The organism is Paenibacillus sp. FSL H7-0714, assembly GCF_038003765.1.
Classification (GTDB): domain Bacteria; phylum Bacillota; class Bacilli; order Paenibacillales; family Paenibacillaceae; genus Paenibacillus_AQ.
On sequence record NZ_JBBOPT010000001.1, the window covers coordinates 6,770,491 to 6,783,448 of the forward strand.

13 protein-coding genes are annotated in these 12,958 nt (G+C 43.8%); 6 read left to right on the forward strand and 7 right to left on the reverse strand.

The window, feature by feature from the left end; all coding sequences use genetic code 11:
• Positions 1-103: 103 nt before the first annotated feature.
• The 3 genes from NST34_RS30480 (at position 104) to NST34_RS30490 (ending at position 2,736) form a co-directional block, all read left to right on the forward strand.
• Positions 104-1,462: a dicarboxylate/amino acid:cation symporter gene (locus NST34_RS30480; protein ID WP_042194660.1), complete on the forward strand. Its 1,359-nt coding sequence runs from the start codon at positions 104-106 to the stop codon at positions 1,460-1,462.
• Positions 1,463-1,585: 123 nt separating this feature from the next.
• Positions 1,586-1,984 (forward strand): helix-turn-helix domain-containing protein, encoded by a 399-nt coding sequence (locus tag NST34_RS30485; protein WP_076301175.1) that lies wholly within the window; start codon positions 1,586-1,588, stop codon positions 1,982-1,984.
• A complete protein-coding gene (locus NST34_RS30490; RefSeq protein ID WP_256721794.1) occupies positions 1,936-2,736 on the forward strand; it encodes an IS3 family transposase in 801 nt (266 codons plus the stop codon). The genes NST34_RS30485 and NST34_RS30490 overlap by 49 nt, the downstream gene beginning before the upstream one ends.
• Positions 2,737-2,818: 82 nt before the next feature.
• On the opposite strand, the gene NST34_RS30495 is transcribed toward NST34_RS30490, so the two are convergent.
• The 4 genes from NST34_RS30495 to NST34_RS30510 form a co-directional block, all read right to left on the reverse strand.
• Complete coding sequence (locus tag NST34_RS30495) at positions 2,819-3,814, reverse strand: Gfo/Idh/MocA family protein (RefSeq protein ID WP_076297948.1); 996 nt, start codon at positions 3,812-3,814, stop codon at positions 2,819-2,821.
• Positions 3,815-3,974: 160 nt separating this feature from the next.
• On the reverse strand, positions 3,975-4,928 hold the full coding sequence (gene menA, locus NST34_RS30500; protein WP_076297949.1) for a 1,4-dihydroxy-2-naphthoate polyprenyltransferase: 954 nt from the start codon (positions 4,926-4,928) through the stop codon (positions 3,975-3,977).
• 38 nt (positions 4,929-4,966) lie between these two features.
• Positions 4,967-5,743 (reverse strand): DUF6081 family protein, encoded by a 777-nt coding sequence (locus NST34_RS30505; RefSeq protein ID WP_341129387.1) that lies wholly within the window; start codon positions 5,741-5,743, stop codon positions 4,967-4,969.
• Between the two features lie 133 nt (positions 5,744-5,876).
• Positions 5,877-6,794 (reverse strand): prenyltransferase, encoded by a 918-nt coding sequence (locus NST34_RS30510; protein WP_231573357.1) that lies wholly within the window; start codon positions 6,792-6,794, stop codon positions 5,877-5,879.
• A 335-nt stretch (positions 6,795-7,129) separates the two neighbouring features.
• Between NST34_RS30510 and NST34_RS30515 the strand changes: the two genes are divergently transcribed.
• From NST34_RS30515 to NST34_RS30525, 3 genes are all read left to right on the forward strand, one after another.
• Positions 7,130-7,753, forward strand: a complete 624-nt coding sequence (locus NST34_RS30515) for an acetate uptake transporter (protein WP_042192624.1) — start codon at positions 7,130-7,132, stop codon at positions 7,751-7,753.
• Between the two features lie 54 nt (positions 7,754-7,807).
• On the forward strand, positions 7,808-8,125 hold the full coding sequence (locus tag NST34_RS30520) for a hypothetical protein (protein WP_042192626.1): 318 nt from the start codon (positions 7,808-7,810) through the stop codon (positions 8,123-8,125).
• A 241-nt stretch (positions 8,126-8,366) separates the two neighbouring features.
• A complete protein-coding gene (locus NST34_RS30525) occupies positions 8,367-8,843 on the forward strand; it encodes a DsrE/DsrF/DrsH-like family protein (protein ID WP_042131456.1) in 477 nt (158 codons plus the stop codon).
• Positions 8,844-8,929: 86 nt separating this feature from the next.
• On the opposite strand, the gene NST34_RS30530 is transcribed toward NST34_RS30525, so the two are convergent.
• The 3 genes from NST34_RS30530 to NST34_RS30540 are packed head-to-tail and all read right to left on the reverse strand — an operon-like array spanning position 8,930 to position 12,955.
• The gene (locus NST34_RS30530) at positions 8,930-11,206 is read right to left on the reverse strand and encodes a glycoside hydrolase family 65 protein (RefSeq protein WP_341129388.1); all 2,277 of its coding nucleotides are present in this window, start codon (positions 11,204-11,206) and stop codon (positions 8,930-8,932) included.
• A gap of 22 nt (positions 11,207-11,228) precedes the next feature.
• The gene (locus tag NST34_RS30535; RefSeq protein ID WP_076284877.1) at positions 11,229-12,077 is read right to left on the reverse strand and encodes a carbohydrate ABC transporter permease; all 849 of its coding nucleotides are present in this window, start codon (positions 12,075-12,077) and stop codon (positions 11,229-11,231) included.
• Positions 12,077-12,955, reverse strand: a complete 879-nt coding sequence (locus tag NST34_RS30540; protein WP_231573358.1) for a carbohydrate ABC transporter permease — start codon at positions 12,953-12,955, stop codon at positions 12,077-12,079. Before NST34_RS30540 ends, NST34_RS30535 begins: the two co-directional genes overlap by 1 nt.
• Positions 12,956-12,958: the final 3 nt, after the last annotated feature.

Here is a 12,958-nt window from a genome sequence, read left to right on the forward strand (position 1 = left end):
TAACATATTATTACATTGACTTTACTATAAATTCTATATAGATTGATCTCAATAGGATTAATCACATTAAAAAACTAGGTTTAAGGGGGTATTGGTAGTGAACATAGATAACAATTTATTATCCGCCATCGAAACGAACTGGTATGGATTTGTAGCTTCCATATTTGTTTTTGCAATTTTGTTTCTACTGGCACGTAAACGCATTGGATTTGGTACTCGGGTACTCATCGGACTTGGCATCGGACTTATTGCCGGAATATTCTTTCAATACTTCGATTTAGAGACCAAAGCTATCAGTACGTTCGGCAGCATTTATGTCAGCTTGATTCGCATGCTCGTCATCCCTTTAGTATTCATACTCGTATTAAACAGTATTTCTTCCTTAACTAATCTGGAGTATCTGCGCAAAATAGGGATCAAAACCTTCGCCTGGTTCCTCGGAACGACGGGTATCGCTTCTATTATCGGCCTATCGGTTGCGCTGCTGTTCAATCCTGGTCAAGGGATACAACAGGATGTACCTGCAGATTTCGCCGCCCGGGAAATTCCGACCTTCTCACAGGTTATTCTGGATCTTGTGCCATCTAACCCTGTGAATGAAGCAGCTACGGGTAAGGTTGTGCCTCTGCTCATTTTTGCTATCTTCCTAGCAGTAGCTATAATCAAAATTGGCTCCAAGAAACCGGAAGCCGTGAAACCTGTACGTGATCTTATTGAATCCCTGACACTGATACTGCATCAGGTCGTGAAATTCATTATTCGCTTGACGCCTTACGGTGTCTTCGCACTGATTGCAGGAATTACCGCACGTTATGGCTGGGAAACGTTGCAGGAACTGGGCAGCGTAATCATTACCTCATATGTCGCAATGATTATTCATTTTGTTCTTATCTTTGGCGGGTTGGTTCTATTAGTAGCGAAGGTGAATCCAATCCGTTTCTTCCGCAAAATCTATCCAACCATTACCGTTGCCTTCACGACTAGAAGCAGCTACGCAACACTTCCTGTCAATCTTGAAGTGATTACAAAGCGCCTTCATGTCTCCCCGCGGATCGCGAGCTTTATTGCGCCGTTAGGAGCATCGGTCAACTTTAATGCGTGCGGTGGCATTTGGCCGGCGATTGTGGCTGTGTTTACCGCCCAAGTATTCGGTATTGATCTGAACTGGACTGACTACATTACGCTGGTCTTAGTAAGTATTATCTCTTCGATTGGTGTAGCTGGCGTACCTGGACCAGCCGTAATCTCCACTACGGTAGTCTTAACCGCTCTTGGCCTGCCGCTTGAAGGAATCGCTATCGTTGCAGGTGTAGAAGCGCTCATCGATATGGGTCGTACCGCTGTAAATGCAACAGGAACAGCTGTAACCGCGTTGTTGGTCGCGAATTCAGAAGGTGAATTTGACCGCGAAGCCTTTAATAGCAATGATGACGAAGATGATATTCTCTTGAGCACAGTTTAAAATCCGAACATGCAAACAAAAAAACCTCCGGCAGCTGCTTATAGCAGCTGAAGTGCACCCCTTAGAATAGACATTGGATAAAACCCCTGGTTTGTCCGATGAAATTCTAGGGGGTGTATTTTTATGGCGATTAAAGGACAGAAGTTCAAAACTTACTCGGATGAGATTAAAAAAGAGGCCATTCGTTTACATGTGGAGGAAAGATGGACTTACCGGAAAATTACGGAGCATTTTGAGATTCAAGACCAAGGGCGGGTAAAGAAATGGATGAAGAAATACCGAGAGCTAGGGGAATTTGGGTTACTAGATCAACGGGGGCGTCGTAAAGAATATATCGATCAAGATAGGTATGTTCAAAAGCTCAGACGGGAAAATGAAATGCTAAAAAAGTGTTTGGAAATCTGGATGCAGGAGGTGAAACGCACAAATATAGAGCCATTGAGAGCGCTGCAAAAGAGTATGCCGTTAGCGACCTGTGTAAACTCTTTAGGGTCTCCAGAAGTGGATACTACGCTTTCTTGAAGCGCAAAGGAACAGATCGGGATCAGGAAGCAAAGGCGCTCATTCAAAAGGTATATGAACGGTATAACGGAGTCTACGGTTATCGCCAAATTCAATTATTCTTGCTACAAGACCATGGGGTTTGGATGAATCATAAGAAGGTACTCAGAATTATGCAGGATTTAGGCATTCGTTCGAGGATCCGCCGAAAACATCGTTTTAATTATGCTACTTCCGAAGGAGATCGTGTGGCGAAAAATATATTGAAACGGGATTTCAAAGCGGATGCTCCCAACCAAAAATGGGTGACAGACATTACGCAATATCGCATAGGCGAAAAGTGGCTCTATCTTTCAGCTATTAAAGATTTGTTCAATAACGAAATTATTGCTTATCAAATGAGCGCTAGGAACGACAATGAACTGGTTCTCCGGACCTTTCAGCAGGCGTGGAGTCAACAAAAAGACGTGACCGGACTGATCGTTCACAGCGATCAGGGGTTCCAGTACACGTCTCATGCATACCACGACATGCTGCCAAAGGTTGGCGCCCGAATCAGCATGTCTCGCCGAGGCAATTGTTATGACAACGCCTCTATGGAGAGCTTCTTCTCGCATCTCAAAACGGAAGGACTCTATCCTTATGATATCCGAAATATCGATGAGGCACAAAGGAAAATTGAAGATTACATTCGATTTTATAACCAACATCGGCCACAACGAAAGCTAAATAAGCTGCCTCCGGTAGAGTACCGGAAACAGCTTATTGCCTAGGGTCTTTTTTCAGTGTCTATAAAATGGGGGCTTGACCAAGCAAGCCGGAGGTTTTTTTGTAGATTCATATTAGATTCAGCTATTACAGCATGCTAATTCTTTGCCGTTGTTTAGCTGAAGCAAGGCAGGTTTCAACCAGCCGCATACTTAGCACCGGATCCTCCGGTGCAATGAGTCTCTTACCTGTGAACACAGCGGCTGCAAAATCATTCACCTGCCGAATGTATGGATTAGCCCCTGTGGCATCGACCCGTCTCACTTCATCACCAGTGTACACAAAGAATTCTGCATCCTCGTCTCTAGCGTTGAAAGGCATAGGCACCTCAATTCGTCCCTCGGTCCCAAGAATCTCTAAGAGCTGGCGGTTATATGCCCACATTCCGCAATCAAAGATCAAGCTTAAACCATTTGGAAACTCCACCAGCCCTGAAGCCATCATATCTACATTATCATGCTCAGGGGAGAACTTCGCATGCACGGTCACAGCTTCCGGCTCCGTCCCAAACAACAGTCGTGCCGCACTTAACGGATAGCAGCCAACATCATAAAGCGAGCCGCCACCCCAAGCCGATTTAAAACGAATATTTGAAGTGTCTGTAGCATCATTGTAAGTAAATGTACCTCGAATCGAGCGTAATTCTCCGATTTCACCGCTAGCGATAATGTCCTGGAGTTCAGCAATCCGTGGATGATGCCGATACATGTACGCTTCTGCTAAGTGAACGCCTGCATCGTTGCATGCTTTCACCATCTCTGCAGCCTCTGCACTGTTCAGTGCGATCGGTTTCTCACATAACACATGCTTACCTGCTTCTGCCGCACGGATCACCCATTCTCGATGAAGATGATTAGGGAGCGGAACATACACCGCATCGATTTCTTTATCCGCAAGTAACTCTTCATAACTGCCATATGCTTTCTCTATTCCGAACTCTGCGGCTACAGCGCTGCTTTTTTCCAAGCCACGACTCGCTACCGCTGTAATCACTCCCGAATCTGAATTCATGATAGCTGGCATCACTGAACCAGTCGCAATCTGCGCACAGCCTATGATTCCCCACCGAAGTTTTTGTACCATAATGGCTACACCTCTTCCCTTGGATTAGTTACTATACTTTAAGACACCTTATCATAGAATGAAACTCATCACTAATAGAAAAGTACAGTCAGAGCGCAAAAAGCAGCACCCAAAGGAGATTCGACTCCGATAGATACTGCTTTTTAATCCAGTGGAAAAATTACATTATCATGTTTAACAGCACAGCCGCACCAAGCACAGCAATACGGGCCGCATTCATCAACACGAAATTTTTGACGGCAAGAATAAAGGTACTCGCCTTCTCCTGCTTCTGTTTGAACAAATCGATATTTCGGTGCAATGGGATCAGTGTAAGTAGAATCGCCAAGACAAGAATAGGGTTAATCCCCAAGATCAGCAGCACTACAAGATCCAGATAAGAGACATAGTATAGAGATTTAAACAGCACAAGCGCATTACGTCGGCCAATGTAGACCGGAAGCGTGTACCTGCGGTTCTCCACATCTTCATCAATATCACAAATATTATTAGCGAGCATAATCCCTGCAATCCCCAAAATGGCAGGAACAGAGAACCAGAACAGGTACAGCACTTCCATAATATTGATATTCAAGCTGACCCAACCGTTCTGAAGCAACAGCGATACCACATGCTCGTCCGTATGAATATAGGCAGAAATAAAAATAATGACAAAGCCCATAAACAAACCCGAGAACAACTCACCTAACGGCATCCGCGAAATCGGGATCGGCCCGAACGAATAAAGGATCCCTATCAAGAACGACAGCCCACCCAGCAAAAAGACCAGTAAACCCGTCTGCGTAACAAGCGCAATCCCGCCCCCTGCAGCCAAAGCCAGCAAAATAACAATCGTCGCCACGACGGTGCTCTCTTTTAGCTTAAAATGCACAATCGCATTATGCGTCTCATAGCCATAGCCGTGAGTTTTGGAAGCTTTTTTGAAATCGTAATAGTTGTTAATCGCCGTCGTTGCCATATCAAAACTAAGCAGGGAAACGAACATCAGACCAAAACGCAACACATAAAAATCCTCAAACCGATACAGGGCATACAGCGTTCCCATCAGAAAGGGGATCATACTGGCTACTTTTGTCGGCAGCTCCACAAATCTTAGAAAGCTTTTAATATTCACACCATACACCCTTATTTATCAATTGAGCCTGCAAGGTATTACTGTTCAGTCGCTGTAATCTTCACTGGGGACCATTCTGCAATAACTGTTTGTCCATGCACAGACACACTGCCTTCAGGACTCAGATCCTTCTCAGTCATAATTCCGAGCGCCACTGTAAAGTTATTGAATTTAATCGGAATATTTTTCTCACGACGCACTTCTTTGCCATTCAAATAGAATACAGCCTCATCGTTGCCATGGTGGTACGTTATGCGGTAGGTATTAAATTCACGTGGTTTGAAATCCGTATCTTCTTTAAAGATGCAGAAATATTTCGTTCCTTTGCTCTCTGGTACTTGTACCCCCGGGAACGGCAAAATACCATATACACTAGCATATTTATCATTTCCCGCAAAAAAGTCTAGCGCCGCACCTGTCGTAAAATCAAGCAAGTTCAGCGATACATAACCATCATACAAATCTCCAGGTGCTGTTCCTTGTGTACGGCTACGAATTTGCAGCTCAAAGCTAATCTCTCCAGCCTCAGGAATTACCACTGGCTCCGCGGAGTAATACATATGCTTAGCATTGTCTAGAATTTGTACTTGATGGTTCTCACGAGATAATTTCGCACGCACATACAGCGTATCATTACGAACGATAACTACTGCTTCCGGTTCACGATAAGCCCAAAAGGATCCATCAGGCAGTGTAAATCCACCTGTCTTCCAGACCTTTCCTTCTTCTAAAATGGAGTGGAAATCTCCAAGCACCATTTGATTGCCTTTAACATTTTGTTCTTCCTTCAACAGTTCCTTGTCCTTCTTTTCCATGAAAGCTCACTCCTTCTGTATGGTAATTATTAGTACAAGCAAAAACGCCTTCAGCGTCCCTAATGGACGGTAAGCGTTTATGCGAGAAATATAAGGATAATGTATAGCGTGAAACCTATATATTCTTATATTTTCAGAATAATCCTTGAATTAGTAAGGTTGCTGCCATCACTACTCCGCAACGAACGGAGGCTTTTTGTGAAGCACCCATGAGCGGGATATAGGCTGGTGAAGCATTATGTGGCTTCAGTCCACGATAAATACGAATTGGCCAGAAGGCCGTAACCAAAGCCAATAGTGCATAAACTGGAAGTACGCCCATCAGCACACAGATCACTACAGAAGCATAACCGGTGAAGAGAAGCACACGCGAGAAGACAAGTGCCTTCTGTTCACCCCACACTACAACAAGCGTAAGTTTTCCAGCCTGCTCGTCCGCTTTCCAATGTAAGAAATGATGATTAAACAATAGCAATGTAGTCAAGAATCCAACCGGCAATGAAAGGATGACAGGCTTCATGCTAAAATGACCGGTTTGTACGAAAAAGGAACCTAACACAGGCATGATCCCAAAAGCTATAAAGATAGCCATCTCACTATATCCCTTACCGCGATAGCCATACCGCAGGGGTGGGGCTACATAGAAATAAGCGATTAAAGCACCTACAAGTACAAACCAGAGGATATTCCAACCGCTATATATACTTAGGATTCCACCACAGATAAGGGCAATCGCCAACATACTCCAGGTCATCTTTGCATAAAAAGACTCCGAGAGGATTCCACCTGTCAGTAGCCCGGAGTTTGTGCTGATTTCACCAGCGGAATTCTTCGCCTCTGTATCTGTTCCGTTGCGATAATCCCACAGATCATTCACCATATTGGAAAACAGATGCGCCGAAATCGCTCCTATTAAGGTTAGAATAAATAAGACCGGATGGAATGACCTTTCCCATACATATGCCCCAACTGTACCTAAAACAATCGGGATAAGCATAACTGAAAAACTCCAAAACCGGGTCGCCTTCGTAAATAATGTCCATTTGCTCACTTCAAGCTTACCGCCTTTTCATTATGACTTGATAATAATTATCACTGACTATTATACATCAATTTTCAACAGATTGTGAAGATTATCACTGCATATAATGTCTAATCTTGACATAATACCTCGGTTTGTTTGGCTAAAAGGTTTCTTCATTGAAGCTAAAAATGTAAATAACCTCTTATTGGACATAAGGCCACCCTTTTACAACAAAAAATGAGCGCTGTTTTATAGGCAAGCACATACCAATATGATATGATAGGCAAGCCTATGAACAGCGCTCCTTGAGTGCTGTTTTTAAGAGCGTAAAACTATATATAATAATGGAGGCTTTTACTGTCATGTCAGCGCAATCCCCTAACACCCAATCTGTCAAAATCGTCACCGCAGACCCTAGCGCCATCGGGCTATTCGGACTGGCTATTGTCACATTGGTTGCTTCTTCACAGAAGCTTGAGTTTACAACAGGACTTAGCTACGTCATTCCTTGGGCTATCTTCCTGGGAGCATTTGCTCAACTATTTGCCGCAATTCAAGATGCTAAGCACAACAACACCTTTGGTATGACTGCCTTTGGCGCCTACGCTTTCTTTTGGTTCGGCATGGCTAGCAGCTGGCTGATCAAGCTCGGCGTATTCGGCCCAACACTTGCAGAGGCTGTAGATCCTAAGCAGCTCGGATTTGTATTTCTGGGTTACTTGATCTTTACAATCTTTATGACCATTGGCGCAGTTGAGGCTAATAGAGTTTTGCTTATCATTTTTGTATTGATAGATTTCCTTTTTATTGGACTAACCTTCGATTCCTTTGGTATCGCTCCAGAATTCTTCCATAAGCTTGCTGCTTGTGCCGAACTTGGAATTGGTATCGTATCCTTATACGGATGTGGCGCTTCTGTGCTAAACGCTCATTTCGGACGCACTTTCTTACCGATCGGAGCTCCGCTAGGTATTTTCAAGAAATAGTAACTCACCTTTTTTGAATCCTAACTTTTGCAAGCCGAAAGGATGCCTGAGACCATGCATGTCCTATCCTCTTCTGAATTAGCCGTAACCGCTATATTTGCGCTTATTCTCGCAGTTATTGCCTATTGGATCATTCGGAATATCCCAAAGATGTCTGGAGATATTGCGGCTTTTCGCAAAAGAACACTGGTCTGGACCCAGGTTTCGCTTGTACTAACGGTACTTCAGCTGAACTTCAAAGCAGGCGACTGGCGATTTTCTATCGTTCTTGGACTCATCGTATTATTTACCGGAAGCATTTGGCTTTCCGCCCGTTACCATGACATCCGCAGCACCTTAGATCCAGAATCCAAAGATTCTGAAGTACATTAGTAGAAGCTAGGTAACAAAATAAAGGTGATGAAGCTCCCGTAAGGGGGCTTTTTTTGTGAATTCGGAAGGTCCCTTCGCATACTTCTCCCCTCCATAACCATACTAATGACATTCCAAGCTAAAACGCCTACGGCGTCCTCTTAAGGACGCTAAACGTTTATGCGAGAACTATAAGGATAACGTATATCGTGAAACTTATACTTTCTTATAATTCAATATAAGTAACGGGAGGACTATCCAGGTGAGTAAAAAAATAAATCTTCTGATGTTCAGCGGAGAATACGACAAAGCCATGGCGGGATTGATCCTAGCGAATGCCGCGAGAGATATTGATGTAGAGGTTACGATGTTTTTCTCTTTCTGGGGTTTGTTTCTGGTGCGTGATCCGGAGAAGATGACGCTAGAGGATAAAAGTATTTATGAGAAGCTGATGGATGTCATTACGCCAAAGGGTCCTGGGCAGCTGCCACTCTCCCATTTGAATTTCAGCGGGCTGGGCCGGATGATGCTAGAGGAGATGATGGAGGAGCAAGGCGCGCCGAAGCTGATTCATTTTCTAAAAGGAGCTCGTAAAAAAAACATCAAGTTCTATGCCTGTAAGCTCTCCGTCGAAATCATGGGCTTTAAAACAGAAGAACTGCTGCCAGAGGTCGAGATTATCGATGCTGCGGCGTATTTAAAAGATGCTTTGGAGAGTGATGTTCAGCTGTTCATTTAGCGGTTGAAATTAATTAATATAAGAAAACATAAAGCGACATGGGGAATTTCCCATGCCGCTTCGGATTTCAATTGTAAGGATATAAATTATACCGTGATGATTGTCTTGCCCATTGGAATCTTGAAGTGCTTCTCCATTACTTTGATATGAATCAGCTCTTGTGCATCCACGATTAATTGCGTCTTCAAATGATTCACTTCCACGGTAATCGTCGCTTGACGGTAACGCATCGTGAAGGTGTATCCCTTCCATTGCTTCGGCAATGTCGGGTTCAAAGCCAAATGATCATCCTTGATCCTTACACCCGAGAAGCCATAGACGATCGACATCCATGTACCACCCATGTTCGCCATATGCAATCCGTCTTTCGTGTTGCCATGAGTGTTATCCAAATCCATTCGTGCAGTTTCAATGAAATAATCGTACGCCTTGTCCGAGTAACCTAACTTCGAAGCCATGATGCTATAGATCGCGCAGGATAAGGACGAATCATGAGTTGTCAGCTTCTCGTAATAATCGTAGGAGTTCCGCAAGACATCGGTTGAAATGCCATCCTCGAGCAAGAAATGCGCCAGCACCGTATCAGCCTGCTTCAACACCTGATGACGATAGATGTGTAGCGGGTGATAGTGAAGCAACAGTGGGTGTTTTTCTTCCGGTGTGTTCTCGAAATCCCACACCTTCTTCGCTAAGAAAGAATCATCTTGTGCATGAATGTTCAACTTCTCATCGAAAGGCAGATACATCTTCGCAGCCGCTTCTTCAAATGCTGTAATCTCATCTGTTGTTAAGCCAATGCGACTACACAAAGCTTCCCATGCCGCAGGATGAGTTTCTGCCAGCTGCTTATACCACGATGCAGCCCACTCTAGATTATATTTTGCAAGTACATTCGTGTAATAGTTATTGTTTACGATGGCCGTATACTCATCCGGACCTGTTACATCATCAATCTTGAATAGACCTTCATGATAATGACCTAGCTCCATCCAAGTTCTTGCAGTTTCAAATACGACTTCCGCACCGAATTCCGCAATGAAATCTTTATCGCCTGTCGCGAGATAATATTGAATATACGTATAAGCAATATCACCATTAATATGATACTGTGCCGTACCAGCTGGGAAGTACCCCGAGCACTCTTCCCCTGTAATGGTACGCCATGCGTAAGCGGCCCCCTTCTTGTGGCCTAGCTCTAGCGCACGCTTCTTCGCTTCGCCTAGAATCGTATAACGGTAACGAAGCAACTGCTTCGCCAGCTCTGGCTGACAGAGGATGAAGAACGGCAGGATATAGATTTCGGTATCCCAGAAATAATGTCCCTCGTAGCCCTCACCGCTTAAGCCTTTGGCTGCGATGTTACTGTATTTATCTTTGCCCACAGATTGCAGCAACTGATAAACGTTATATCGAAGACCTTGCTCAAGTACCTCATCACCTTGGATCTCGATATTTGCAATTTCCCAAAAATGTTGTAAATATACTTCTTGTGCCATGTAAGCCGCTTGAATCCCTTGCGTTAATACCAAAGCCATCAACTCACGTCCGTGAGCAGCTGGATCTTCGTGTCGACGTGTATCTGTAAATACGTTGAATTTTGTGAATTGAACAATATCCTTACCGGCTGGGAACGCATACCGCACCATTACACTTTTCTCACCCTTGATCAGTTCACTGTTCACCGCAGGCGTTGTCTGATGAACTGTTGTTGCCGCCACTTGTAGCTTCGATGTATTTGTCTCAAGCACGATTTGTAAGGAGGTCTCGTCGAACACCTCGATATTCTTCATATCCAATAGCTTGGCATGACCCGATGCAACACGAGGGTCCTTCGCATTCGTATAGTTACTCACATCGCCATTCACGCCAGAGGTAATCGTCACTTCATCCTGACAATTGATACGAGTTACCTCAATATCTATCGTGAACAATTCGAGTGTTGTCAATGACGCCATGCGTGTGAATGAAATTTCGACCTCTTTACCTTGTGGTGAAATCCAGTGCACGAGCCGTACGTACTTCCCTTCGCGCATATCGAGATAACGCCGCCCAGATACGACCGTTCCTGTGAAAAGACTGAACTTCTCCTCCCCGATATGAATGGTCACATCCTGTACATCCATCACATTCACAAGTTTCTGTTGTGTATCGGGAAAGCCATACGCGCTCTCCCCATATAGCATCGGTGTAATATCATAAAATGCATTTATATATGTTCCACGAACCGTTGGCTCGTCACCTTCATAACCTTCTTCAAAATTACCTCGAACACCTACATAACCATTAGCCACATTAAAAATACTCTCACTAACGCCGAGGTCTTGCATATCCCTATGATTCTCAATAATCCAGCCCGACTTCATATGAAGGCCCCCTCATCCAATTCTATTTCACTGCACCTGCCATAACGCCTTTAATAATGTATTTCTGTGCGAACAGATAAAAGATAATAACCGGAATAATCGATACGACAAGTCCTGCCATTGCAAGGTTCCACTGAATTGTAAATTCTCCGAAGAAGAAGAAGGTTGACAATGGAATGGTACGAAGCGCTGGGCTTGTTAAGGTCAAGGATGGAAGTAAATAGTCATTCCAAATCCACAATAGATTCAAGATTCCTACAGTCATCGTAATTGGCGTAAGCATTGGGAATACAACCTTCCAGAATGTCTGCCACGTATTACAGCCTTCGATCATTGCCGCTTCTTCAAGAGCAATCGGTACCCCTTTAATAAAACCGTGATAGAGGAAGACCGACATACTTAGCCCAAATCCGATGTACATGAAAATTAGGCCATAATGTGTATTAATCATAGAGAAATTAAGTGATGGGATATCCCATTTGTTTAAATATTGCATTAACGGAATCATCACCGATTGAAACGGGATGAGCATCGTACCTACGAATAAGAGGAGAATGCCATTGGACAATTTATTCTTCATGCGAACAAGCATCCAAGATGTCATCGCTGAGAAGATAATAATAAGCCCAATACTAATGACACTCACTAAGAGCGAGTTTTTAAATGCTGACAAAAAGTTCATTTTGTCCATTGCCGCAGCATAATACTCGAAGGAAAAGGATTTCGGCAGGCCGAACGTATCGGTGAATATCTCGGCACGTCCTTTGAACGAATTCACAAACATAATATACATAGGCAACAGCATAAGAAGTCCACTAACCCAAGCTATAACTTCAAGCAATATTGAAGTTGATTTATTGCGACGTTTCATTATTGTTCAACCTCCCTTTTCTTCGAGATAACGACCTGCGTAACCGTCACAACTAAGATGACGAGGAAGAAAATAATCGCCTTGGATTGCGCGAGCGCATATTGATTCATACTAAACGCGGTTTTAAAGATATTCATTGCAACAAGCTCGGTTGTACCGTAAGGACCACCGTTCGTTAGTGAGATATTGGTATCATATTGTTTGAATGCGTTCGACAGCGTCAAGAACAAGCTGATCGTGAAGGCTGGCATAATGAGTGGGAACATAATTTTGCGGAATCGCATCCATCCGCCTGCGCCATCCATATCAGCTGCCTCCAGCACCTCATCCGAAACACCTTGAATAGCTGCGATGTAGATGATCATGACGTAGCCGGCCATTTGCCATGTTCCTACGAAGACCAGCGCCCAGAAGGAAGCCGTCGGATCATCCAACCAATTGAAGAAGATCGAGCTATTTCCCATTACTTCTCCAACCTGTACGAAGAATTTCGTGAATACGAACTTCCAGATGAAACCTAGGATCAGACCACCGATCAAGTTCGGCAGGAAGTATATTGAGCGTAAAAGATTACGCGACTTAATTTTGGAAGTCACCAGCATCGCGAGTGAAAGTCCGATAACGTTAACGAGAATAATCATGCATACGGCATATTTAAATGTCAGGCCGAAGGATGTAAGAAAATCTGAATCTTGAAACACCCGTACATAATTATCGAAGCCTACAAAGTTAGAACCTGCAAATTTAAACCCATCCCAATCTGTAAAAGAGTACACAATCCCCATAACGAATGGAATGATGACTACATTTATAAAGATGAATAATGATGGAACAATAAAAGCTGCGGCTATTAAATTTCTCTTTACACTTTTCTTCAATGG

What these genes read in the sequence shown, in the direction of transcription:
- NST34_RS30515 (WP_042192624.1), top strand. Translation starts at nt 7,130, where the DNA reads ATGTCAGCGCAATCCCCTAACACCCAATCTGTCAAAATCGTCACCGCA.
- NST34_RS30505 (WP_341129387.1), bottom strand. Translation starts at nt 5,743, where the DNA reads ATGGAAAAGAAGGACAAGGAACTGTTGAAGGAAGAACAAAATGTTAAA.
- NST34_RS30535 (WP_076284877.1), bottom strand. Translation starts at nt 12,077, where the DNA reads ATGAAACGTCGCAATAAATCAACTTCAATATTGCTTGAAGTTATAGCT.
- NST34_RS30495 (WP_076297948.1), bottom strand. Translation starts at nt 3,814, where the DNA reads ATGGTACAAAAACTTCGGTGGGGAATCATAGGCTGTGCGCAGATTGCG.
- NST34_RS30530 (WP_341129388.1), bottom strand. Translation starts at nt 11,206, where the DNA reads ATGAAGTCGGGCTGGATTATTGAGAATCATAGGGATATGCAAGACCTC.
- NST34_RS30485 (WP_076301175.1), top strand. Translation starts at nt 1,586, where the DNA reads ATGGCGATTAAAGGACAGAAGTTCAAAACTTACTCGGATGAGATTAAA.
- NST34_RS30520 (WP_042192626.1), top strand. Translation starts at nt 7,808, where the DNA reads ATGCATGTCCTATCCTCTTCTGAATTAGCCGTAACCGCTATATTTGCG.